This window comes from Nocardioides sp. GY 10127, assembly GCF_004919085.1.
In the GTDB taxonomy this organism is placed as follows: domain Bacteria; phylum Actinomycetota; class Actinomycetes; order Propionibacteriales; family Nocardioidaceae; genus Nocardioides.
Genome location: NZ_STGL01000005.1, coordinates 126,071 through 149,147, shown reverse-complemented (window position 1 = coordinate 149,147; position 23,077 = coordinate 126,071). Strand labels below are relative to the sequence as shown.

Sequence of the window (23,077 nt, the reverse complement as noted above, 5' to 3'; positions counted from 1 at the left end):
CGGCGCACCGACCGCCCGTGCAGCCTCAGCCCAGGTCGCGGCCGAACCCGAACGGGTAGAGCGGGTCCTCGGTGCCGCCGGGGACGTCGGAGTCGCCGGCGAGGACGGCGGCCATCGACCGCGGCAGCTCGACGGGCAGCCGGCCGCGGGGCGCGGTGCGGCCGGTGAGCGCGTCGACCCAGGCGGCGTCGCCGGTGCCGAACGACACCGTCAGCGCCGCCAGGTGCGGCAGCAGGGGCGTAAGGATCGCGGGGCGGTCCAGGTGCACGTCGAGGACGACGGGGCAGGAGCCCGCCAGCTCGGCCAGGTGCGCCACGACCTCCTCGGGGAAGTCCAGCGAGCCCTGGTGGGTCATGGCCTCGAGGAAGTACTGGTTGCGCGGCTCGAACGGGGCGCCGACGCGCACCAGGGCCAGGTCGGCCTCGGCCGGGTCGTCCACGACGGTGCCGAGCCCGGCGGCCGTGACGGCCTCGGGGGCGACGCCCTCCACGTAGACCTTGCGGTGCGGACGCAGCGGGAGGACCGCCTCGCCGGCCGGGTCGCCGGCCTGATCACCGGTCGGGCCGGTCTCCAGCACGACCACCGACTCCGACTGGGCCCGACGCCCGGCGTCCGCGTGGGAGCCGACGACGCCCGCGGCGGCCTGCGGGTCCACGAACGGGTCGTCGAAGAGGCCCAGGCGCAGCTTGACCAGGAGCAGCCGGCGCACGGAGACGTCGAGCCGCTCCTCGCTCACCAGCCCGGTGCGCACGGCCTCGAGCACCAGCTCGGGGCAGAACTCGCCGCCGAGCTGGTCGCAGCCGGCGTCCAGGATGCGCGCCACCCGCTCGACGGGGGTGAGGTGCTCGACGCCCCAGGCGCGGGCCGGCAGGGTGAGCGGACCGGCGACGAGGTCGGTGACCAGGCCCCAGTCGGTGACGACGACGCCGTCGAAGCCCAGCTCCTCGCGCAGCAGGCCGGTGACGATGCGCTTGTTGAACCCGAAGGCGACCTCCTCGACGGGCTCGCCGTCGAGGACGAGGCCGACCGGCTTGGCGTAGTACGGCATGACGGCCGCCGTCCCCGCCTCCAGCGCGGCCCGGAAGGGCTCGAGGTGCTCGGCGAAGCGGCCACCGGGGTAGACCTGGTCGGTGCCGTAGGGGAAGTGCGGGTCCTCGCCGTCCTTCTGCGGGCCGCCGCCGGGGAAGTGCTTGGTGGTGGCGGCCACGGAGTCGGGGCCGAGCTCGTCACCCTGGAGGCCGCGCAGGAAGGCGGCGACGAGGCGGGTGGTGAGCTCGGGGTCCTGCCCGAAGGTCTGGAGCTGGCGGCCCCAGCGCGGCTCGGTGGCGAGGTCGATCTGCGGGTGCAGCGCCGCGCCGATGCCGACGGCGCGGTACTCCTCGCGGACGAGCGCGCCGAACTCCTCGACGACCTTCTCGTCGCCGGTGCCGAGCGCCAGCGCGGCCAGGCCGAGCGTCTCGGGCCAGGCGCTGAACCCGTCGGCGGCCAGGGCCATGCCGAGGTTGTGGGTGACGCCGTGGCGGGGGTCGGAGGAGATGGTCATCGGGATGCCGTGCGGGGTGGCCTCCGCGAGCTCCTGGAGGCCGTTGATCCACTCGGCGGCCTCGGCCGCGCCGGGCAGCCCCAGCACGTTGACGTGGTTGAGCATCAGCTCGGTGAGCATCGCGCGGTGCGTGGGCAGGCCGAACATGCTCGGCTCGTCGTAGGCGCGGGGCGCCGTGGTGTCGATCATCGACTGGAACAGCAGGCCCGCCTTCTCCGCCAGGCTGAGCCGGCCGACGAGGTCGTCCGCGCGCTCCTCGGGGCTGAGCCGGGGGTCCTCGTAGGGGTCGAGGACGCCGTTGCCGTTGAGGTCGCGCCACGCGGTGCCGTCGGACAGGTGCTGCAGGGGAAGTCTCGTCACGGGGACATCCTGCCTGTCATGTGCGCGTTCACATGCGCGGGCGCTCCTCAGCCGGCGAAGGCGCGCACCGGGACGCCGGGGTAGGGCGCCTCGGCGGTGAACAGCGCGCCGGCCAGCGGCTCGTGGCCGGGGCCCTCGGCCGGCAGCAGCTTGGCGGAGGTGGTGATCGCCAGAGACGTCGAGCCGGACCCCAGCGCCACGGCCGAGGTCTGGGACGCCGGCACCGACACGCGGTGGGTGGCTCGGACGCCGGAGCCCGAGTCGGCGAAGCGGACCACCGAGCCCGCGCCCCACAGCGCCACCCACACCCCGCCCGCGGTGTCGACGGTGAGCCCGTCGGGGTAGCCGGCGATGCCGAGGGCGTCGAGGTCGAGCCACGGCTCCCGGGAGACCAGCGAGCCCGCCGCGTCCACGACGAGCCGGGAGACCACGCGGGTGGGGCTGTCGGAGTGGTAGGCCACCGAGCCGTCGGCCGACCACGCGAGCCCGTTGGGGATCGTGAGCCCGTCGAGCACCGGCGTCACGGTGAGGTCGGCGTCCACCCGGTACAGGACGCCGTCGGGCCGGTCCTCGGAGTAGGGCATCGAGCCGATCCACAGCCGGCCCCACGGGTCGCAGGCGCCCTCGTTCATCCGCAGCGAGTCGTCCTCGAAGACCGTGACCTCGCGCTCGGTCCGACCCTCGGCGTCCAGGAGGACGACGCCGCGCTCGACCGCGACCACCGCCCCGCCCCCGACGCGCGGGCGCCACAGCGCCGCCACGTCGCCGACGTGCAGGCGGTCGACGGGCGCGAGCCGGGGAGGCCGGTCGTCGGGGGTGGGGTCGTCGGAGGTGGGGTCGTCGCCGAACGTGAGGACGTCGCCGGCCAGCAGGTCGACGCAGCGCAGCGTGCCCGCGTCGTCCCGGACCGGTCCCTCGCCGTGGTGGGTCACGACAGCGGTGAGAGGGCGGGCGGTGGTCTCGATGAGCGGGTCGGGCACCTCGCCATCCTGCCGCGCGGCCGGGGGCGGTCGCGCAGCGGGCAGCGGCGCGGGCCGCAGTCACGAGGCCGCGGTCCGGCGGGCGCAGCCACGAGGGCGCAGTCACGATGGCGCAGCGCCACCCGCGTGATTCCGATAGCCGGACGCCGGTGCCCGCCGTCACGATGCCGGTTCGCGCGTGGCAGCCGCCGCACCGCCCGACGTCCGACCCACGCCGGAGGCGACATGACCAGCACCCCGCAGCCCCCGCCGGCCACCGGCCCCACCGAGCCCAGCGAGCCCACCCGCCCCGTCCTCGTGATCGGGGACGCCGCGGTGGCGGTCCGGGTCTGCGGCGCGCTGACCAGCGGCGGCACCCGCGTGCGCCACCTCGCGGCACCCGACGACCGGGCGCTCGTCGAGGCACTCCGGGCCGCGCCGTCCGGCGTGGTCATCGCCGTGCGCGGGGACGCCGCGGCCCTGCGCTACGCCCTGGCGGTGGCGCACCTGGACCCCCGCGTCCGCCTGGTGGTGACGATCTTCGACCGCACCGTCTCCGAGCGGCTGCGCACCCTGCTGCCCCAGGCGCGGGTGACCTCGCCCGCCGAGATCGCGGCGGCGAGCCTGGCCGGGCCCTGCCTCGGGCCCGACGTGCTCGCCGCCTGGTACGAGGACGGGGAGGCGGTGCACGCCGTGCGCGCCGACCCGGGCCCGGACGGCGGCCCGTGGGTGCGGCTGGAGCGGCACGCGATCCGCCACCCGGTGCCGTGGCGGCGGGTGCTGCCGTCGTGGCGGGTCCACGACACCGGGACCCGGCTCATGCTCCTGGGGCTGCACGGGCTCGTGGCGGTGCTGCTGGCCGACTGGACCTGGCTGGTGCTCAGCCACCACCCGCCGGTCGACTCGTTCCTCGAGGCCTCGCGGGTCGTGGCCACCGTGGGCCCGGCCGCCGAGGGGGCCGAGCCCGCGTACGCGGTGTTCGCGGGGCTGGCCATGCTCACCACGATCATGCTGGCGGCCACGTTCACCGCCGGGCTGGTCGACCGGATGCTCGGCCCGCGGCTCGTCGGCATCTGGGGCCGCAACGCCGCCCCGCGCCGCCGGCACGTGGTGGTGGTGGGGATGGGGCAGGTCGGCCTGCGGCTCGCCGCCGAGCTGCTGCGGATCGGGGTGCCCGTCCTCGGGGTCGAGCGCGACCGGAACGCCGTCCAGCTGCGCACCGCCAAGGCGCTCGGCGTCCCGGTCGTCACCGCCCACGGCGGCGACCGCTCGACGCTCCTGCGGGTGCGGGTCGACACCGCCCGCGCCCTCGCGGCCGTCGGTTCCGACGACCTGGACAACGTGGCCGTGGCCGTCGCCGCGAGCGCCGTGCAGCCGGCGCTGCCCGTCGTCCTGCGCGCCGGCGAGCAGGAGGCCATCGCCGAGACCCGCTCGCTGCTCCCCGTGGGGCGCACGCGGGACGTCGTCCACCTCGCCGCGGCGTGGGTCGTGCTCGCGCTGCGGGAGGCGGCGCCGGGTCGGCTCGTGGCCACGCGCGGCGGCATCGTCCAGGTGGACGCCGAGGGGGTGCCGCGCGACCTCGAGCTGCCCCGCGCGGACTGCGGGCACGGGACGACGTCCCCCTGAGCCGAACCCCTGGACCGGCGGCCCCGCCCGCCCCGCCCGCACCCGGGTGGGGCAGGTCTCGCGCCGGCGACTCGTCGCGAAGCCGGTGCGGTCGTCAGGATGGGGGCGTGACCCCGACACAGCCGCCCGCCCCTGCCCTGACGCTGCCCGACGCGCCGCTGGACCTGCGCCTGGTGCTCGTCGACATGGACGGCACGCTGCTCGACGCGGACGGCGAGGTCCCGGAGGGCACCTGGGGCCTCATCGAGCGGCTGCGCGCGGCCGGGGTCGTGTTCGCGCCCGCCAGCGGCCGGCAGCTGCACACGCTCACCGCGCTGTTCGAGCGCGTCGCCGACGGCATGGTCTTCGTCGCCGAGAACGGCTGCCTCGTGGTCCGCGACGGCCAGGTGATCAGCGCCTCGACGCTCGAGGCCGGGTTCGTGCTCGACGTCCTGGAGACCCTCGACGGGCTCGCCGCGGAGGGCCACGACCTGGGCGTGGTCGTGTGCGGCAAGGAGTCGGCCTACGTCTCCCGCACCGATCCGGCGTTCTGGGACGAGGCGTCGCGCTACTACGCGCGGCTCACCGCGGTCGAGGACCTGCGCTCGGTGGTCGACGGCAGCGGCGGGCCCGACCGGATCGTCGACGAGATCGTCAAGGTCGCGGTCTACGACTTCGTGGACGTCGAGGACGGCACCGCCCCGCGGCTCCTGCACCACCGCGACCCGCACCAGGTGGTCGTGTCCGGCCACCACTGGGTCGATCTCATGCCGCCGGGGGCGAACAAGGGCGTCGCGGTCCGGGCCCTCCAGGAGTCCCTCGGGGTGACCCCCGCCCAGACCGCCGCGTTCGGCGACTACCTCAACGACCTCGAGATGCTCCAGGCCGCGGAGCTGTCCTTCGCCATGGCCGAGGCCCACCCCGACGTCGTCGAGGTAGCCGCCTACCGCGCCCCCTCCTTCCGCGACCACGGCGTGCTCACCGTGCTCGAGGAGCTCCTCGACCGCCTCGCCTGAGCCCGGTCGCCGCCGGGCTCAGGACACGAGGATCGTGACGCCGCCCGTGGCGAAGGACGGCACGTCGGCCTGCGCGGCCTGACCCTCCGGGGAGGCCAGCGCGGCGTCGAGCGAGTCGGCGTCGGCGAAGTCGGCCTGGAAGATCGCGTGGACGGTCTCGCCGGCCAGGGTCGAGACGTCCAGCGACCAACGCGGGTCCTTGGCGCCGGGCAGGGCGAGGGCGAGCGGCGCGTGCACCTGCTCGTAGTGGGCGCGGAACGCGTCGGCGTCGGTCGGGGTGCCGTAGAGGACGGTGAGGGTGGCCATGGTCAGGCTCCTGTTCTGGTGAGTGGGCTGGTGAGGGTCTCGGAGGGAGAGCCGGGCGCCGCCGGGACCGCGGCGGTGAACTTCTCCCGGTGGATCAGCCGCGGCGCCATCCGCCGCCGCTTGAAGGCCGCGGCCCCGGACTCGACGAGCGCGGGCGAGCCGCACAGCCAGCCGGTCCAGCCGCGGGCGGAGGCGACGTCCGCCAGGAAGGCGTCGGTCACGTACCCGGTGCGGTAGGCGCGGGTCTCCTCGCGGGAGAGCACCGGCACGAACCGGAAGCTCGCGAAGCGCTGCTCCAGGTCGACCAGTCGCTCGGTGTCGTAGAGGTCGGAGGCGTAGCGGACGCCGTGGTAGAGCACCGCCTCGCGGTCGGGGTGGCGCTCGAGGGCCGTGCGGACGATGCCGAGCAGCGGTGCCAGGCCGGTGCCGCCGCCGAGCAGGACGAGCGGCGCGCCGTCGTCCGCCTCCTCCTCGGGCGCCCGGAAGTCGCCGAGCGGCCCGGTCAGCCGCACCTCGTCGCCGCAGGCCGCGTCGGCGAACAGCCAGCGGTCGGTGGCAGCGCCCCCGGGGACGCGGCGCACGTGCAGCTCCAGCACCCGGTCCTCGGTGGCGGTGTTGGCCAGGGAGAACTGGCGGCGCTCGCCGGTGCGCGGCACCTCGAGCTCGACGTACTGGCCCGCGCTGAAGGCGAGCGGCTCGTCGAGGGAGAGCAGGACGCGCCGGGTGTCGGTGGCGACGTCCTCGAGGCCGGTGATCCGGGCGACGAGGTCGCGCAGCGGGTGGGTCCGGACCTCGCCGGCGCCCGCCGAGGCGGGCCCGGCGGGCGCCACCTCGACGTCGCCGGCGGGGTGGGACTGGCAGGCCAGTGCCAGGCCGGCGTCCCGCTGCTCCTGCGGTAGCGTCTCGAGCGGGGACGTGCGGTGGTCGACCGCCCCCGAGAGCACCCGGACCTTGCACGTGCCGCAGGTGCCCTGGTTGCAGGAGCTCGGCATCCAGACTCCCGCGCGCAGCAGGGACTCCAGGACGCTCTGGCCCGGCGGGGCCTCGACGCTGCTCGGCCCGACGCTGACCCGCGGCATCAGACCTCCCAGGTGACGTGCAAGGACGTCGGGCCGCGGAAGCCCCAGCCCCAGAAGTCCACGTCGTGCTCGGTGTCCCGCTCGAGGTTCGGGATGGCCTCGAAGAGCTCCTCCAGCGCGATCCGCATGACGTGGTTGGCGTAGTAGATGCCGGCGCACGCGTGGTTGCCCGCGCCGAAGGCGAGGTGGGGCAGCGGCGGGCGGTGGAGGTCGTACTCGGACGGGGCGTCGTAGAGCCCGGTGTCGTGGTTGGCCGACCCGTAGGACTGGAGGATGACGGTGCCCGCGGGCAGGTCCAGCCCGGCCAGGTGGACCGGCTCCTTGCTGATCCGGGCGGTGGCCGACCAGATCGGGGACGTCCAGCGCATGCCCTCGGAGACGGCGCGGGGGATGAGCGTCGGGTCGTCGACGACCTCCTCCAGCTGGGCGGGCCGGGTGAAGAGGCCCGCGATCGTGGACGCGGCGCCGTGGCCCGGCTCCTGCATCGCGCCCAGCAGGTAGACGTAGATGGTGGGGTAGACGTACTCGCGGTCGCGGGTCTGCCCCTCGGGCATCCCGTCGTGCAGCCAGTGGCTGATCGCGGAGTCGCCCGGGTGCTCGATCCAGTGGTCGATGAGCGGGTCGACCACGGCCCGGATCTCGGCCTTGGCCTGGTCGCCCTCCAGGAAGCCCTCGGGGTTGGCGAAGTCGCCGTTCTCGTCGACGGCCGCATTGGTGAAGCTGCGGTTGAGCTGGGCGAACCAGCGGCGCAGGGTCTCGGAGTCCACGGACTCCAGGCCCAGCAGGTCGCCCAGGCTGCGCACCGACACGGGCTCGCAGAAGTCCGCGACGAGCTCGGCCCGGCCGGCGTCCTCGAACTTCTCCAGGTACTGCCGGGCGATGGGCCGGACGAGCTCGTCGACGTAGCGGTCGACCTCCATCGGCTGGAGCGCCGGCTCGACCATGCTGCGCAGGTCGGCGTGCACGTCGCCGTTGACGCCGATGATCGCCGGGTGGCCGAACGTGCGGCCGCCTGCGGGCGGGATGATCGCCTCGAAGGACGCGCTGGTGGCGACCTCGCGGCAGATCTCCGCGGTCGAGGCCACGTAGGCGCCGAGCACCGGGACGAACGCCAGCGGCGCCTCGCGGCGCAGCCGCTCGTAGACCGGGTACGGGTTGCGCTCGAGCTCGGTCATGGTGATGTCGTCGAGCCAGGCGAGCTCGGCGGGCTGCTGCGTGGTGGTCATGGTGACTCCTCTTCGTCGGCGCGGTCGTCGGCGGTCGTCGACGTCTCGTGGGCGCGGTTCGGTGGGCGCGGGTCGGTGCGCGCGGGGCGCGGGTCGGGCCCGGGTGAGGACGGCGGGCGGGACGCTCGTCCGGCCTCTGGACGAGGCCGGGGAGCCGGCTCGAGAGCGGCTCGAGGGTGGCTCGGTGCGCTGAAAGTAGGAGCGCCCGGACGCGTCCGGCGACACCGATGACGCCGGGAAGGTACCGATTGCGCGGCTGATGTGTGACCCAGGTCTCATGTACCTTCTGCGCATGCCTGTGCGGCCGAGACCCGACGCCCCCGACTGGGGCCGCGCCAGCCAGGCGGTCGCGCAGGTCTACTTCCCGCACCGGCTCCAGGTGCTCGGCGGCGGCCCGGAGCCGCGGCTGACCCTGGCGTCGCTCGACCTCGGCCCCGTCGTGGTGGGGCAGGTCGGCTGGGGAGCCGACGTCGCGATCGAGTGCGACTACCCGGCGTCCTACGAGGTGAACCTCCCGCTCACCGGCCACCTCGCCAGCACTGCCCGGCACGGTGGCCTGGTCTCGATGCCGGGCCAGGCCACCGTCTTCCGGGCCGACGTGCCCTCGCGGATCACCCACTGGGACGCCACCTGCACCGTGCTCGGCGTCAAGCTCGACGCCGGCTGGCTCGAGGCGCAGGCCGAGCGGGTCGTGGGCCTGGACCGGATGCACCTGCGGGGCCGCCTGCCCGACCAGCTCTCGCTCGACGACGGCCCCGGGCGCGCCTGGCGCCAGCTCGCGCTCAGCCTGGCGGCGCACCTGCGCGAGCCGTCCCTCTTCGCCCAGGCGGACGTCGTGCGCGAGCAGCTCGCGGGGGCGCTCGCCAGCGGCCTGCTGCTCACGGTCTTCCCGGACGGCGCGGGCCCGGGCGCGTCCGCGGGGCCGGCCCAGCCGAGGCACGTCCGGCGGGTGGTGGACGCCCTGCACGACGAGCCCGCCCGGGCCTGGACCGCCGCCGCGATGGCCGAGGTGGCCGGGGTGTCGGTGCGGCGGCTCCAGGAGGCGTTCCGCACCTGGCTGGGCACCACCCCCGGCGACTACCTCGTGGAGGTGCGGCTGGTCCGGGCGGCCGCCGACCTGCGGGCCGACCCGCACGCCACCGTCTCCGACGTGGCCGCCCGCTGGGGGTTCTCGTCCGCCAGCCGGTTCGCCGCCGCCCACCGCCGCCGCTACGGCTGCCCGCCCTCCCAGGCTCGCGGCTGAGCCCTCGCAGGCCCGCGGTCGCGCGCGGAGTGCCCCCCGAGCGCCGGTGCGCGCTCTAGGCTCCGCCCATGGAGCTGCGCCACCTGCGGTACTTCGTCGCGGTCGCGGAGGAGTGCCACTTCGGGCGGGCCGCGGAGCGGCTGCACATGGCCCAGCCGCCGCTGAGCCAGCAGATCAAGCAGCTCGAGGCCGAGCTGGGGGTGCGGCTGCTCGAGCGGACCTCGCGGCGGGTCGAGCTGACCCCCGCGGGGCAGCGCTACCTCGAGCGGGCGCGGGACGTCCTGGCCCGGGTCGAGGCGGCGAACGAGGAGGCCGCGCTCGTGGCCGGCGGGATGGTGGGCCGGGTCTCGATCGGGTTCACCGGCTCGGCCACCTACGAGCTGCTGCCCGCGATCAGCCGGGCCCTGCGCTCGCGGTTGCCCGGGGTGGAGGCCGACCTGCGTGGCGAGCTGCTCACCCCGCGACAGGTCCAGGGCCTGCTCGGGCACGACCTGGACGTCGGGCTGCTGCGCCCGCCCGTCGGTGACCCGGGGATCGAGGTGCACCCCCTGCGGCGCGAGCGGCTGGTCGTCGTCCTGCCCGAGACCCACAGGCTGGCCGGGCACGGGCGGGTCGACCTGGCCGCGCTGGCCGAGGACCCGTTCGTCACCTACCCCAGCCACCAGCGCTCGGTGGTGCACGACGCGGTGCAGGCCGCGTGCCAGGAGGCCGGCTTCTCGCCGCACGGCGCCGAGGTGGCCGAGACGTCCACGCTGGTCTCGTTCGTCGCGGCCGGCCTGGGCGTGGCGCTGGTGCCGGAGTCGGTGCAGCACCTGCGGATCACCGGGGCCACCTACCGGCCCCTCGTGGCGGCCTCCGCGGACGTGGAGCTCGCGGTCGCGCACCGGGCGGGGGAGGCCTCGCCGGTCGTGCGCAGGGTCCTGGACGTCGTCCGGACCGTCGTCGCCGATCGCTCGCGTCGGCCGGGGACCGGCGGGGGTCCCGCGGGAGCTCCAGCGGGGGATTCCGCGGAAGATTCCGCCGCGATGTGACGGCCGCCACCTGCAACGAGAGGCTAGGAGTCATGATCGAGACGCAACGAGTCCTTCCCTCGTCTCGATAGTCGTGTGAGTCTCCCCACATGAAGATCACCGCGGTCGAGGCGATCCCGTACTCCGTCGCCTACCGCAAGCCGCTGCGCTTCGCCTCGGGGGAGGTGCACGCCGCCGAGCACGTGCTCGTCCGGGTGCACACCGACGACGGCGTCGTCGGCACCGCCGACGCCCCGCCGCGGCCGTTCACCTACGGCGAGACGCAGGCCTCCGTGGTCGCGGCCGTCACCGGGATCTTCGCCCCGCAGGTCACCGGGCTGAGCGTGCTCGAGCGCGAGACCGCCCGGGCCCGGCTGCACCGCACGGTCGGCAACCCGGTCGCCAAGGCGGCCGTCGACATCGCCCTGTGGGACGCGCTCGGCCGCACCCTCGGGGTCTCCGTCAGCGAGCTGCTCGGCGGGTTCACCGACCGGCTGCGCGTCTCGCACATGGTCGGCTTCGCCCCGGCCGCGCGGATGGTCGAGGACGCCGAGCGCATGCGCGACCTGCACGGCGTCACCGCCTTCAAGGTGAAGGTGGGCCGCCGGCCGTGGCGACAGGACACGGACGCCGTCCGGGCGCTGCGCACGGCGCTCGGCGACGACGTCGAGCTCTACGTCGACGGCAACCGCGGCTGGACCCCGGCCGAGGCCGCGCAGGCCCTGCGCGCCATGGACGACCTCGGCCTCACCATGGCCGAGGAGCTGTGCCCCGCCGACGACGTGCTCGGCCGCCGCTGGCTCACCCAGCAGGCGACCATCCCGCAGTTCGCCGACGAGTCGGCCACGACGCCCGCGGAGATCACCCGCGAGCTGCTCGCCGGCGCCGCGAACGGCATCTCGATCAAGACGGCCCGCACCGGCTTCACCACCAGCCAGCGCGTCCTCGGACTCTGCGAGGGCCTCGGGGTCGAGGTCGTGATGGGCAACCAGATCGACACCCAGCTCGGCACGGTCGCCACCGCCGCGTTCGGCGCCGCGCACGAGCTGAGCGCCCGGCGTCCGGCCGAGCTCTCCAACTTCCTCGACATGAGCGACGACCTCCTGGCGGAGCCGCTCGTCATCGAGGGCGGCGCCCTCCGCGTCCCGCAGGGGCCGGGCCTGGGCGTCGAGGTCGACGAGCAGCAGCTCGCCCGCTACCGCCAGGACACCTGACCACGGCACCGCCGCAGTCCCAGCACGCCACCAGCACACGAGCACCGCAGCCACACCAGCAGCACCGCCACCGAGGCGCACCGCCACCAGGCGCACCGCCTCCACCCACGTCACCGGGGACGTCCCCGGGTGAAGAGAAGGAGCACCACCGATGACCCAGTCCCTCGAGCGCGAGGTCACCGCGACCGCCGCCAACTCCGGTGCCAACGCCACCAGCGTCTTCAAGAACAAGCAGGGTGAGTCCGTCGCCGTCGACCCGGCCCGCGTGGACGAGGTCGCCACCGCCGCGATCAAGGCGCTGCACGAGGTCATCCGCGAGAAGCAGGTCACCTACGCCGAGTACGACGCCCTCAAGAGCTGGCTGATCAGCGTCGGCGAGGACGGCGAGTGGCCGCTCTTCCTCGACGTGTGGATCGAGCACGTGGTCGAGGAGGTCGCCAACGCCGACCGCGAGGGTTCCAAGGGCACCATCGAGGGCCCGTACTACGTCCCCGGCTCCCCGCAGCTCGGCTCCGAGGGCACCCTGCCCATGCGCGAGGACGAGCCGGGCACCCCGCTCGACTTCTCCGGCCAGGTCCGCGCCGTGGACGGCACCCCGCTCGCGAACGCGACCGTCGACCTGTGGCACGCCGACGACCTCGGCCTCTACAGCCAGTTCGCCCCCGGCATCCCGGAGTGGAACCTGCGCGGCACGTTCACCACCGACGCCGATGGCCGGTTCATGATCCACACGCTCCAGCCGGCGCCGTACCAGATCCCGACCGACGGCTCCTGCGGCAAGCTCATCGCCGCCGCGGGCTGGCACGCCTGGCGCCCCGCGCACCTCCACCTCAAGGTGAGCGCGCCCGGGCACCTCCTCATCACCACCCAGCTCTACTTCGACGGTGGCGAGTACATCGACACCGACATCGCGGACGCCGTGAAGCCGGAGCTCATCCTGCGGCCCACGGCCAAGGCGGACGGCATGGGCAACGAGGTCGGGTACGACTTCGTCCTCGACCCGGCCTGACCCGGCCTGACGCGGCCTGACCCGGCCTGACGCGGCCTGCGCTGCACCAGGCCCGGCCGGCACCTCTCGCCGGCCACCGGCCCGCCCCGCACGTGCCTGCGGGGCGGGCCAGCAGTCCCCGGAACCGTCCTCCACGAGGACCGAACCCGCCGCCTCCACCCACCCGCCCCGCATCTGCGCAGGTCAGAAGGCTGACCTGACTGCAGCCTCGGCGAACCCTGGGTGTTCGGTCCTCGTGCCCACTGGGACCGAACGTGTGGGCGTTGGGTCCTCGTGCCGACGAGGACCGAACGCCACCCGAAACCGTCCTCCATGAGGACCGAACCCGCTGCCTCCCGCCACCTGCCCCGCATCTGCGCAGGTCAGAGAGCCAACCTCGGCGCACCCCGGGCGTTGGGTCCACGTGACGACGAGGACCGAACGCCACCCGGACCCGACCCCGACCCCGACCCCATCAGGAGAACCCGTGCTCTTCGCGGTGACGATGACCGTGAACATCCCCCACGACCTCGACCCCGAGGTCCGCGCCGACACCGTCGCCCGCGAGAAGGCCTACGCCCAGGAGCTCCAGCGGGCCGGGACGTGGCGCCACCTGTGGCGAATCGCCGGCACCTACTCGAACCTCTCGGTCTTCGACGTGCCCGACGGCGACGCGCTCAACGACGTGATCTGGGGCCTCCCGCTCTTTCCGTACATGGACATCGAGGTCACGGCGCTCGCCACGCACCCCTCCGCGATCTGAGCCCCCGGCCGCCCCGGAGGCGCCAGCCGCCCGGCCACCGGGGGAGGGGAGGCCGTCAGGCGCGGTGTGACCTGGGGCGCATGAACGACTTCCGTTCGCGACCGTCCGGTTTCCGTCCGCATAACGGATTGGATCGCTCCATTCGGTTCGGAGTGTGACCAGGGAGACGGTGCGAACCGGGCAGGACCCGGGCAGGGTGTCGGTTGTCCTTCACGGACGACCGCCAGGGCCGTCCGTCCCGTCCAGGAGGCCCAGATGTCCGCCCTCGCCGTCACCCCCGAGCAGCCCGCACCCGTCACCGAGCGGGTCGACCTCCTCTCCGGCGGGCGACGTCGCTCCTACCGGGTCGTCCGCCCCGCCGACGTCCGCCCGGGCGCCGCGGCGATGGTCGTGCTCCACGGCTCGCTGATGGACGGCGACTCGTTCCGGCAGTTCTCCGGCGGCACCTTCGACGACCTGGCCCAGCGCCACGGCGTCGTCGTCGCCTACCCCGACGCGATCGAGGGCCTGTGGGTGGACGGCCGGATCAGCAGCCCGGCCAAGGACCGCGGCGACGGCGTGGACGACGTCTCGTTCGTCTCCGACGTCATCGACGACCTGGTGGCCCGCACCGGCGTCGACCGGGCCCGCACCTACGTCACCGGCTTCTCCAACGGCGGCATGCTGGCCAGCACGCTCGCCTTCGAGCGTCCGGACCTCGCCCACGGCGTGGCCCTCATCGGCGCGACGCTCCCGGTGGCCGACAACCTCGACCTCGACGACCGCGAGGTCCCCGTGCCGGTCCTCATGGTCCACGGCACCCACGACCCCGTCGTGCCGTACGCCGGCGGCGTGGCCACCCTCTTCGGCCAGGCCCGCGGCGAGAACCTCTCGGTGCAGGACTCGAGCTCCTACTGGGTCTGGCGCAACGGCATCAGCTCCTCGGCCACCGAGACGAGCCTCGCGGACGACGGGGCGACCTCGGTCCAGCACCTCTCCTGGCGCCAGGACGGCCGCCCGCCGGTGTCGCTGCTCAGCGTCCACGGCGGCGGGCACTCGGTGCCGAACCTGCGGGTCCGGGCCTTCCGGAAGATGGGCGCCACGAACCGGGCGCTCGACACCGGCGAGGCCGCCTGGCGGTTCTTCTCCGCCGCCGCCGAGGCCTGAGCCTCCGGGGCCGCCCGAGCCCGAGCCACCGGGAGCGCCGGAGGCCCCGCGGCCCCACAGCGACCGCACACGGCCGGCACGGCCCGCCGACGAGCCCCCGCGCCACCGTGGAGGGAACCCAGCACAGGAGGTTCCCATGGCAAGCACGTACTCCAGCACCGGCTACGGCGCCTACGGCGGTGACGGCGGTTCGTCCGACCAGGCCGCGATCGAGCGGTACCGCTACGTCCTGCGCACCGCGCCGCCGGAGGAGATCGAGCAGGCCCACGCCGAGGCCTTCGCCCGGCTGACCCCGGACCAGCGCCAGCAGGTCCTGGTGGCGCTGAGCGACGAGATCACCCCCGCCGAGCGTGCCCAGCTCAGCGACGACCCGCGCGCCCTGGCCCGCGTGGCCACCCGCACCGAGATGCGCAACCCCGGCACGCTCGAGCGGGTGCTCGGCAGCGACAAGCGCTCCGTGATGGGTGGCCTCTTCGCCGGCCTCGCGCTCGGCGTCGTCGGCTCCGCGCTGTTCGAGGCGCTCTTCGAGCACCACCGGCGCCCCTTCTGGGACCTGGGCTGGTTCGGTGGCGGCGGGTTCGGGCGTGGCTTCGGGGGGTTCGGGGGGCCCGGTGGCTTCGGTGGGCCGGGCGGCTTCGGCGGCGGCCCCGGTGGACCCGGCGGCCACGGGGGCGGTCCCGGCGGCCCCGGCGGCGGCCCGGGCGGGTTCTGACCCGCCGGAGGGAGTTGTTGCTCCCGCGCGCGGGTGCCTGAACAATTCCCGGGCGCCCCGCCGGCCGCGGCGCACCCTCGATGACGGAGCGGATAGCGGCAGTCCGCGGACCCCGCCCTACTGGCTCGCAAGGGGCAGGAGGGCGGGGTCGAACCGGGCGCGCACCGCCACGGAGGCGGCCGCGGCGGCGACGATCATCGTCGCGTCCTCGACCTTCCCGCTGCGGATCTCCACGCCGGCCCCGGACTCCGACTCCCGGTGGGCCATCACCCAGTCGAACAGCAGCCAGTCGACGGCGCCCGCCGCCTCCAGCTCCCCGCCGCGCGGCACCCCGCCGGGGGAGCCCGGGGCGCCGTCCACGGCCTCGGTGACCTGCGCCAGCGCCTCGCGGTGCTCGCGCAGGGTGGCCTCCTTGTCGACCCCCGAGGAGTCGTGCAGCAGCATCGAGAGGGACGCCGGGAGGCGCCGGCCGTCCTCGGTCACGACCAGCCAGCGGGCACCCCGCCAGGGCTGGGCGTCGTCGACGCGGTGCAGGCCGGCGAACCCGCCGACCATGCCCGGCCCCGGGGTGTCGAGCTCGCCCTCGAACGGGGGGACCCCCGCGAGGCCGAGGCAGTACCGGGCCCGGACCCCCACCAGGTGGGCGGTGCCGAGGATCTGCCCGGCGCGCAGGTCCCGGGGCACACCCAGGACGTCGGCGGCCTCGGCCGCCCGCGCGTACTCGAGCACCGCCCGGTCGAGCGCCACGTAGGCGGCCGCCAGGTCCTCGCGCTCCTCGGGACGCGGCGCGCGGCCGCCGCCGAGCACCTCGCCGAGGGCGCCGGTGACGGCGATGAGCACGTCGTCCAGCGCCTCGAGGTGGGTCGGCAGCCAGCGGTGCGGCTCGGCGTCCGGCAGCGCCAGCAGGTCGGCCAGCCGGGCGGGCTCGCCGGTGGGCGTCGTCCAGCCGAACCCGAGGACGCCGTCGGCCTGGTCGATCCGCGGGACGGCCACCCTCAGGCCCCCGAGCCGACCGGCTCGCCCTCGGTCACGGTCGTCACCCCGGCCTCCGCCAGCCAGGCGTACCACTCCTCCAGGCCCTGCCCGGTGCGGGCGGAGACCTCGATGACCCGCGCGGTCGGGTTCACCCGGCGCAGGTTCTCGGCGAAGAGGGCGGGGTCGGCGTCGAGGTAGGGCACGAGGTCGACCTTGTTGAGCAGCACGAGCTCGCAGGAGCGGAACATCACCGGGTACTTCAGCGGCTTCTCCTCGCCCTCGGTGAGCGAGTAGACCATCACCGAGCGGTGCGCCCCGACGTCGAACTCCGCCGGGCAGACGAGGTTGCCGACGTTCTCGATCATCAGCAGGTCGAGGGTGTCGAGGTCGAGCCGGTCGAGCGCCCGGCGCACCATCGGGGCGTCCAGGTGGCACTCGCCGCCGAAGCCGTCGCCGGTGTTGAGCAGCGAGATCTGCGCGCCGAAGCCGGCGAGGCGGTCCGCGTCGATGGAGGTCTCGATGTCGCCCTCCACGACGCCGGCGCGGGTGCCGGCGGACTGGAGGTGCTCCAGCGTCCGCTCGAGGATCGAGGTCTTGCCCGCGCCCGGGGAGGACATGAGGTTGACGACGGTGACGCCGGCCGCGTCGAAGGCGGTGCGGTTCTCGGCGGCCGCGAGGTCGTTCTCGCCGAAGATCCGCTCGAGCACCTCGACGCGCTCGGTGCCGGTCTCGTAGGCCGAGTGGTCGCCGTGCTCGGAGTCGGCGGCGGAGGCGTGCCCGTGGTCCCCGTGCTCCCCGTGGGAGTGGTCGTGGGAGTCCTCGTGGTCGTGCTCGTGGACGGTGCCGTCGTCGTGACGGTGGAAGCGGCCCATCAGGCCTCCTGCTCTCTCAGGGTGGGTGTCGGGGTGGGTGCCGGCTCGTCGGCCGGGGGGCCGAGGTCGAGGCTGGTCACGAGGAACTCCTCGCCGGTGCGCAGCTCGATGTCGCCGGAGCCGCAGGCCGCGCAGGTGAGCACGAGGACGTGCGCGACGCGGGTGGTCTCGCCGCAGGCGCGGCAGTCCAGGACGACGGGCACGGACTCGACCTCGAGGCGCGAGCCGGCCAGCGGGCCGTCGTCGGTGACGAGGCCCCAGCAGTAGACGAGCGTCTCGGGGACCACCTGTCGCAGCTGCCCGACCCGCAGGTGCACCGCGGCGACGGGGCGGCCCTGCCGCGCCCGGTCCGCGATCTGCGCGATGGAGCGGCACAGGCTCAGCTCATGCACGGAACGCCTCCTTCAGCGTGGTGGAGGGGGACTCGCCGAACCGCTCGCGGTACATCACCGAGAACGAGCCGAGGTGCGAGAAGCCCCAGCGGGAGGCAGCGTCGGTGACCGTGAGGCCCGGCGCGGACTCCATGAGGGTCCGGCGGACGGCGTCCAGCCGCCGGTCCCGGATGTAGGCGACCGGCGTGGTCCCCAGGTCCTCCTTGAAGCCCGCCTGGATCGAGCGGGTGCTCATCTGCGCGTGCTCGGCGAGGTCCTCCAGCCGGATCTGCTCGGCCAGGTGCCGCTCGATGTACTCCACCGCCTTGCGCACCGCCCGCCGGCCGCTGGTGCCGGGGCTGCGCAGCGCCTCGGTGTAGTTGGAGTGGTGGACGTAGAGGAGCGAGGAGATGAGGAGCTCCTCGAGCGCCCCCGCGCCGACCCCCTGCCGCACGAGCGAGGCGGGGCTGACGACCTCGGTGAAGACCATCGAGAGGGCGGCGGTCCACCGGCCCGCCGCGTCCGAGGTGAGGTCCCCCACCGGGTCGAAGACGAGCGGCTCGGGGAGCCGGCGGCCCAGCATGCGCGAGAGCTGGCGCTCGACGGCCGGACGCTCGAGCCGGACGATCGTCTGCGGCGAGTCCGCGCCGGTGCTGAGCCGGTAGGCGGTGCCCGGGGAGACCACGAGCGCGTGGAACGGGGAGAGCTCCTCGGTGACGCCGTCGATCGTCACCTCGGCGCTGCCGGAGGCGGTCATCTGCACGGTGAACGCGTCGGGGCTGGCGGGCACGCCGAGGTGGCTGGGCACGCCGAGGTCGAGGTGCGCCAGCGTGGTGTCGAGCAGCGTGACGGCGTTGAGGCGGCAGCGGAACCGGTCGCGCCAGGCGGGGTCCGGGGCGAGCTGGGCGTGGCCCAGCAGGCGGGAGACGGCGGCCTCGGCGGCGGCCAGGTCGGTGGTGTCGACCAGCGGGTGGTCGGCCAGGGCGACGGGCACCCCGCGGGAGCGCCGGCGCGGCCGCACGGGCTCACGGGTGCGGGCGACGTCGATGAAGCGCACCCGTCCGAGCAGGTCGTCCACGCCACCCCCTGTTGCTCGCGGACAGCCCCGGCGCGGGGCCGGGCGGCCGTCCCCCGTGGCCGCCCTCACTCGATTCTGTGCCCCGTTGCGCGTCCGCACCAGGAACTTGCGCGAATCCGACAGGCCCTGCGCGCATCCGATAGTGACGGCCCGCACAACTGCCTACTTTCGGCCTTACCAGCGCAGGCCGGACGACCGGGAGGACAGGCATGACCGTCGCACCACCGCGCCCCGAGGGGCCCGCCGCGATCCTCGCCTCGAGGCTGGACGACCCGCAGGTCGCCGCCAGCCTCGCCACGCTCCTCGAGCACGCCGACCTCGTCGCCGTCCTGCTCGAGGGCCTCGACGGGTTCCTGGCCCGCTCGGAGTCGATCGGCGCCTCCCTCATGGAGGCGGTCGTGGACGCCCGCGCCACCGTGGAGGGCAACGAGCTCCTCGGCGAGCTCCAGGTCGACGTCCCCAAGGTGGCCGGCGCGGCCGTCCGCCTCATCAACGCGGACCTGCTCACGCCCGAGGCGGTCGACCAGGTCTCCGTCCTGGCCCGCGGCCTCGTCCAGGGCGGGGAGGACTACAAGGCGGCGCCGATCGAGGTCGGCGGCCCGCTGTCGCTGCTCAAGCTCCTCAAGGACCCGGACGTCAACCGGGCCATCAGCTACTTCGCCACCGTCGCCAAGGCGATCGGCCGCGAGGTCGCCAAGGGACCCGACACCCCGACCACCCGCGCCTGAGGGCGCCGCACACCAGGAGAACCTCAGTGAGCTCAGTCCTGTGGCTGCAGGCCGGCGCCTGCTCGGGCAACACGATGTCGTTCCTCAACGCCGAGGAGCCCAGCGTCGTCGACCTGATCGTCGACTTCGGCCTCGAGCTGCTCTGGCACCCCTCGCTCGGCATGGAGCTGGGCGAGAACGCCACCAAGATCTTCCGCGACTGCGCCTCCGGCGAGCGCGACCTCGACATCTTCGTGCTCGAGGGATCCATCATCAAGGGCCCGGACGGCAGCGGCACGATGGACGTGTTCGCCGACCGCCCGATGATCGACTGGGTCACCGAGCTGGCCGAGGCCGCGAGCATCGTCGTCGCCATCGGCGACTGCGCCTGCTGGGGCGGCATCCCGGCGATGGCGCCCAACCCGAGCGACTCCACCGGGCTGCAGTTCCACAAGCGCGAGCGCGGCGGGTTCCTGGGCCCCGACTGGCGCAGCAAGTCCGGCCTGCCGGTCATCAACATCCCCGGCTGCCCCGCGCACCCCGACTGGATCACCCAGATCCTCGTGGCCCTGGCCACCGGCCGCGCCGGCGACATCGCCCTGGACGACCTGCACCGGCCGCAGACGTTCTTCAAGACGTTCACCCAGACCGGCTGCACCCGCGTCCAGTTCTTCGAGTACAAGCAGTCGACGTTCAGCTTCGGCGAGGGCACCCGCACCGGCTGCCTCTTCTACGAGTTCGGCTGCCGCGGCCCGATGACGCACAGCCCCTGCAACCGCATCCTGTGGAACCGGCAGTCCTCCAAGACCCGGGCCGGCATGCCGTGCCTGGGCTGCACGGAGCCGGAGTTCCCGTTCTTCGACCTCGCGCCGGGAACGGTCTTCAAGACGCAGAAGGTCAGCGGGACGATCCCCAAGGAGGTCCCGGAGGGCTCGGACCACCTCACCTACATGGCGCACGCCGCCGCCGCCCGCATCGCCGCGCCCGCGTGGTCGAAGGAGGACATGTTCGTCGTCTGACGAGCATGTCGGGAAAGGAAGCACGAACCGATGACTGCAGTCGACTCCTCCGCGGGATCCGTGGACCTCTTCGTCTCACCGATGGGCCGCGTCGAGGGTGACCTCGACGTCCGCGTCACCATCGAGGACGGCGTCGTCACCTCCGCGTGGACGGAGGCCGCGATGTTCCGCGGCTTCGAGATGATCCTGCGCGGCAAGGACCCGCAGGCCGGCCTGGTGGTGACCCCGCGCATCTGCGGGATCTGCGGTGGCAGCCACCTCTACAAGGCCTGCTACGCCCTCGACACGGCGTGGAAGACGCACGTGCCGCAGAACGCGACGCTGATCCGCAACATCGCCCAGGCCTGCGAGACGCTCCAGTCGATCCCGCGGTACTTCTACGCGCTGTTCGCGATCGACCTGGTGAACAAGAACTACGCCGGGAACCCGATGTACGACGAGGCGGTCCGCCGCTTCGCGCCCTACGTCGGCACGAGCTACCAGAAGGGCGTCGTCCTCTCCGGCAAGCCGGTCGAGGTCTACGCGATCTTCGGCGGCCAGTGGCCCCACTCGTCCTTCATGGTGCCGGGCGGCGTGATGAGCGCCCCGAACCTGGCGGACGTCACCCGCGCCACCGCGATCCTCAACCACTGGAAGGACAACTGGCTCGAGAAGGAGTGGCTGGGCTGCTCCATCGACCGGTGGATGGAGATCAAGACCTGGGAGGACATGCAGGCCTGGGTCAACGAGAACGAGTCCCAGTACAACTCCGACTGCGGCTTCTTCATCCGCTACGCCCTCGAGATCGGGCTGGACAAGTACGGCGCCGGCTGCGGCAACTTCATCGCGCCGGGCACGTACCTCGAGCCCTCCCTCTACGAGAACCCGACCGTCGAGGGGCGTCAGGACGCGCTCATCGGTCGCGGCGGCGTCTACGCGAACGGCCAGCACTTCGACTACGACCAGATGCTGGTCTCCGAGGACGTCACCCACTCCTTCTACTCGGGCAGCCGCCCGCTGCACCCGTGGGAGGGCGAGACCGACCCGCTGGACCCGGTGAAGTCGCGCGAGAAGGGCAAGTACTCCTGGGCCAAGTCGCCCCGCTACGAGGTCCCCGGCCTGGGCCGGACCCCGCTCGAGGCCGGCCCGCTGGCCCGCCGCGTCGCGGCCGGTGCCCCGAACCCGGGCTCGCACCAGGACTCCGACCCGCTGTTCATCGACATGCTGGCCAAGCTCGGCCCCTCGGTGTTCGTGCGCCAGATGGCGCGCATGCACGAGGCGCCCAAGTACTTCACCTGGGTGATGGACTGGCTGTCGAAGATCGACCTCCAGGGCTCGTTCCACACCAAGCCCGCCGAGCTCGAGAACGGCAAGGGCTGGGGCGCCACCGAGGCCGCTCGAGGCGCGCTCCAGGACTGGATCGTCATCGAGAACGGCAAGATCGCGAACTACCAGGTGATCACCCCGACCGCCTGGAACATCGGCCCCCGCGACAGCGAGGGGACGCTGGGTCCGATCGAGCAGGCGCTGATCGGCACGCCGATCAAGGACATGGAGGACCCGGTCGAGCTCGGTCACGTGGCCCGCTCGTTCGACTCCTGCCTGGTCTGCACGGTGCACGCGTACGACGGGAAGACGGGCCGTGAGCTCAACAACTTCGTCATCAACGGGATGGTCTGAGGCCACGGCCACGGCACCGGTCCCGCAGGCAGGCCGCCCGACCGAGGGGTCGGGCGGTCCTGCGCTTCCCGCCGCCGGGCAGGCGGCGGTCGCGACGCAGGCGCCCCACGAGCTCCTCGACGACGGCTTCGCGCCGGAGCCGTGCGACCTGCTCGTGGTCGGCTGCGGCAACATCCTGCGCGGGGACGACGCGTTCGGTCCCGTGCTCGTGCGCACCCTCTACGAACGGGGCGTGCCCGAGGGGGTGCGCCTCGTCGACGGCGGCACCGCGGGGATGGACGTGGCCTTCGGGATGCGCGGCGCCGCGCGCGTCGTCCTCGTGGACGCGTGCGCGACCGGGGCCGAGCCGGGGACGCTCTACCGGCTGCCCGCCTCGGAGCTGGGCGAGACCCCGCCGCTGGCCGGCCTGCACAGCCACAACTTCCGCTGGGACCACGCGCTCGCGCTGTCCTCCTGGCTGCTCGGGCCGCACGCGCCCACCGACGTCACGGTCCTGCTCTGCGAGGCCGGTGCGCTCGAGCCCGGGCAGCCGCTGAGCGAGAAGGTGCAGCCGCAGGTGGCGGTGCTCGCCGACCTGCTCGAGCGCGAGTTCTACCCGGCCCGGCCGGCGGGGGAGACCGTCACGCTCACCGCGGGCGGCTCGCTGCACCTCAGCGCGGCCCAGGCCGAGCGCTGGTTCCCCGAGTCGGCCCTGGTGGCCCGGGTCGTGGAGGGCTCGGCGTCGGACTCCGGGGCAGGCGGGGACGCCGGGGCGGCGCACCCGGTCCTCGAGCTGCTTCCGCTGGTCGGCCCCGGCAACGGCGGGCTGGTGCTCAAGCAGCGCAACGCCGCGGGCGACCGCGCCGTCCTGCTCTCGGAGGTGCTCGGCTTCAGCGTCGGTTCCTCCCCGGTGGGCAGGACCGTGGCCGAGCCGGGGACGCTCGACGCAGACTGGGACGAGGGCCGCGGCGTGCTGCGCGTCGCGCTCCGCACGCACGAGTCGGACCACGGGGGTGGCGGTGCCGGAGGTGAGCACGGAGGTGGTGGCTGAGCGCGGCCAGTGGGCGGTCTACCTGCTGGTCCTCGGCCCCGACGGGGTCGAGCGGCGCCGGCTCGAGACCTACCGCACGGAGGCGCTCGCCCGCACCGCCGCGTCCGTCGTGGAGCGGACGGCCTCCCGACGACGCCCGCCCCGCCCCGACCAGCCCTGACCAGCCCTGACCGGCACCACCGCTCGCTCCAGGCCC

The 23,077-nt window shown here is 74.2% G+C and carries 23 protein-coding genes; 14 read left to right on the top strand and 9 right to left on the bottom strand.

Features of this window, described 5'->3' with window-relative positions; translation table 11 throughout:
- Positions 1-25: 25 nt before the first annotated feature.
- Both E8D37_RS07925 and E8D37_RS07920 read right to left on the bottom strand, forming a co-directional pair.
- Entirely contained in the window at positions 26-1,903 is a 1,878-nt protein-coding gene (locus E8D37_RS07925) for a glycoside hydrolase family 3 N-terminal domain-containing protein (RefSeq protein WP_136569238.1), read from the bottom strand.
- A gap of 47 nt (positions 1,904-1,950) precedes the next feature.
- A complete protein-coding gene (locus E8D37_RS07920) occupies positions 1,951-2,883 on the bottom strand; it encodes an SMP-30/gluconolactonase/LRE family protein (protein ID WP_206055640.1) in 933 nt (310 codons plus the stop codon).
- 225 nt (positions 2,884-3,108) lie between these two features.
- On the opposite strand from E8D37_RS07920, the gene E8D37_RS07915 reads away from it, so the two are divergent.
- Entirely contained in the window at positions 3,109-4,488 is a 1,380-nt protein-coding gene (locus E8D37_RS07915; RefSeq protein WP_136569237.1) for an NAD-binding protein, read from the top strand.
- Between the two features lie 107 nt (positions 4,489-4,595).
- Positions 4,596-5,483, top strand: a complete 888-nt coding sequence (locus E8D37_RS07910; protein WP_206055639.1) for a Cof-type HAD-IIB family hydrolase — start codon at positions 4,596-4,598, stop codon at positions 5,481-5,483.
- A gap of 18 nt (positions 5,484-5,501) precedes the next feature.
- On the opposite strand, the gene E8D37_RS07905 is transcribed toward E8D37_RS07910, so the two are convergent.
- The 3 genes from E8D37_RS07905 to E8D37_RS07895 are packed head-to-tail and all read right to left on the bottom strand — an operon-like array spanning position 5,502 to position 8,094.
- The gene (locus tag E8D37_RS07905) at positions 5,502-5,789 is read right to left on the bottom strand and encodes an EthD family reductase (protein ID WP_136569236.1); all 288 of its coding nucleotides are present in this window, start codon (positions 5,787-5,789) and stop codon (positions 5,502-5,504) included.
- A 2-nt stretch (positions 5,790-5,791) separates the two neighbouring features.
- Positions 5,792-6,868, bottom strand: a complete 1,077-nt coding sequence (locus tag E8D37_RS07900; RefSeq protein ID WP_206055638.1) for a 2Fe-2S iron-sulfur cluster-binding protein — start codon at positions 6,866-6,868, stop codon at positions 5,792-5,794.
- Positions 6,868-8,094, bottom strand: coding sequence for a cytochrome P450 (locus tag E8D37_RS07895; RefSeq protein WP_136569235.1), 1,227 nt, complete (start codon positions 8,092-8,094; stop codon positions 6,868-6,870). Before E8D37_RS07895 ends, E8D37_RS07900 begins: the two co-directional genes overlap by 1 nt.
- Before the next feature lie 292 nt (positions 8,095-8,386).
- Here E8D37_RS07895 and E8D37_RS07890 point away from each other — a divergent pair, with 292 nt between their 5' ends.
- The 7 genes from E8D37_RS07890 (at position 8,387) to E8D37_RS07860 (ending at position 15,170) form a co-directional block, all read left to right on the top strand.
- Entirely contained in the window at positions 8,387-9,337 is a 951-nt protein-coding gene (locus E8D37_RS07890) for an AraC family transcriptional regulator (protein ID WP_136569234.1), read from the top strand.
- Positions 9,338-9,405: 68 nt separating this feature from the next.
- The gene (locus E8D37_RS07885; protein WP_136569233.1) at positions 9,406-10,368 is read left to right on the top strand and encodes a LysR substrate-binding domain-containing protein; all 963 of its coding nucleotides are present in this window, start codon (positions 9,406-9,408) and stop codon (positions 10,366-10,368) included.
- An 89-nt stretch (positions 10,369-10,457) separates the two neighbouring features.
- On the top strand, positions 10,458-11,561 hold the full coding sequence (locus tag E8D37_RS07880; protein ID WP_136569232.1) for an enolase C-terminal domain-like protein: 1,104 nt from the start codon (positions 10,458-10,460) through the stop codon (positions 11,559-11,561).
- A 151-nt stretch (positions 11,562-11,712) separates the two neighbouring features.
- The gene (catA, locus tag E8D37_RS07875; protein WP_136569231.1) at positions 11,713-12,570 is read left to right on the top strand and encodes a catechol 1,2-dioxygenase; all 858 of its coding nucleotides are present in this window, start codon (positions 11,713-11,715) and stop codon (positions 12,568-12,570) included.
- A gap of 466 nt (positions 12,571-13,036) precedes the next feature.
- On the top strand, positions 13,037-13,312 hold the full coding sequence (gene catC, locus E8D37_RS07870) for a muconolactone Delta-isomerase (RefSeq protein WP_136569230.1): 276 nt from the start codon (positions 13,037-13,039) through the stop codon (positions 13,310-13,312).
- A gap of 255 nt (positions 13,313-13,567) precedes the next feature.
- Positions 13,568-14,458 carry a PHB depolymerase family esterase gene (locus tag E8D37_RS07865; protein ID WP_136569229.1) on the top strand — a complete coding sequence of 297 codons (891 nt, stop codon included), beginning with the start codon at positions 13,568-13,570 and terminating at the stop codon, positions 14,456-14,458.
- Positions 14,459-14,594: 136 nt separating this feature from the next.
- The gene (locus E8D37_RS07860) at positions 14,595-15,170 is read left to right on the top strand and encodes a hypothetical protein (RefSeq protein WP_136569228.1); all 576 of its coding nucleotides are present in this window, start codon (positions 14,595-14,597) and stop codon (positions 15,168-15,170) included.
- Between the two features lie 117 nt (positions 15,171-15,287).
- On the opposite strand, the gene E8D37_RS07855 is transcribed toward E8D37_RS07860, so the two are convergent.
- From E8D37_RS07855 to E8D37_RS07840, 4 genes are read right to left on the bottom strand one after another with little or no spacing between them, the layout of a single operon-like run.
- Entirely contained in the window at positions 15,288-16,163 is an 876-nt protein-coding gene (locus E8D37_RS07855) for a hypothetical protein (RefSeq protein ID WP_136569227.1), read from the bottom strand.
- Positions 16,164-16,165: 2 nt separating this feature from the next.
- Positions 16,166-17,017: a hydrogenase nickel incorporation protein HypB gene (hypB, locus tag E8D37_RS07850; protein ID WP_136569226.1), complete on the bottom strand. Its 852-nt coding sequence runs from the start codon at positions 17,015-17,017 to the stop codon at positions 16,166-16,168.
- Positions 17,017-17,409 (bottom strand): hydrogenase maturation nickel metallochaperone HypA, encoded by a 393-nt coding sequence (locus E8D37_RS07845; RefSeq protein WP_136569225.1) that lies wholly within the window; start codon positions 17,407-17,409, stop codon positions 17,017-17,019. The genes hypB and E8D37_RS07845 overlap by 1 nt, the downstream gene beginning before the upstream one ends.
- Positions 17,402-18,466 carry an AraC family transcriptional regulator gene (locus E8D37_RS07840; protein WP_168929675.1) on the bottom strand — a complete coding sequence of 355 codons (1,065 nt, stop codon included), beginning with the start codon at positions 18,464-18,466 and terminating at the stop codon, positions 17,402-17,404. Before E8D37_RS07840 ends, E8D37_RS07845 begins: the two co-directional genes overlap by 8 nt.
- Before the next feature lie 209 nt (positions 18,467-18,675).
- Between E8D37_RS07840 and E8D37_RS07835 the strand changes: the two genes are divergently transcribed.
- The 5 genes from E8D37_RS07835 to E8D37_RS07815 are packed head-to-tail and all read left to right on the top strand — an operon-like array spanning position 18,676 to position 23,041.
- On the top strand, positions 18,676-19,194 hold the full coding sequence (locus E8D37_RS07835) for a DUF1641 domain-containing protein (RefSeq protein WP_136569223.1): 519 nt from the start codon (positions 18,676-18,678) through the stop codon (positions 19,192-19,194).
- 26 nt (positions 19,195-19,220) lie between these two features.
- Positions 19,221-20,192 (top strand): hydrogenase, encoded by a 972-nt coding sequence (locus E8D37_RS07830; RefSeq protein WP_136569222.1) that lies wholly within the window; start codon positions 19,221-19,223, stop codon positions 20,190-20,192.
- Between the two features lie 30 nt (positions 20,193-20,222).
- The gene (locus E8D37_RS07825; RefSeq protein ID WP_136569221.1) at positions 20,223-21,851 is read left to right on the top strand and encodes a nickel-dependent hydrogenase large subunit; all 1,629 of its coding nucleotides are present in this window, start codon (positions 20,223-20,225) and stop codon (positions 21,849-21,851) included.
- A complete protein-coding gene (locus E8D37_RS07820; RefSeq protein ID WP_206055637.1) occupies positions 21,814-22,881 on the top strand; it encodes a hydrogenase maturation protease in 1,068 nt (355 codons plus the stop codon). Before E8D37_RS07825 ends, E8D37_RS07820 begins: the two co-directional genes overlap by 38 nt.
- A complete protein-coding gene (locus tag E8D37_RS07815) occupies positions 22,859-23,041 on the top strand; it encodes a hypothetical protein (RefSeq protein ID WP_206055636.1) in 183 nt (60 codons plus the stop codon). Before E8D37_RS07820 ends, E8D37_RS07815 begins: the two co-directional genes overlap by 23 nt.
- Positions 23,042-23,077 lie beyond the last annotated feature (36 nt).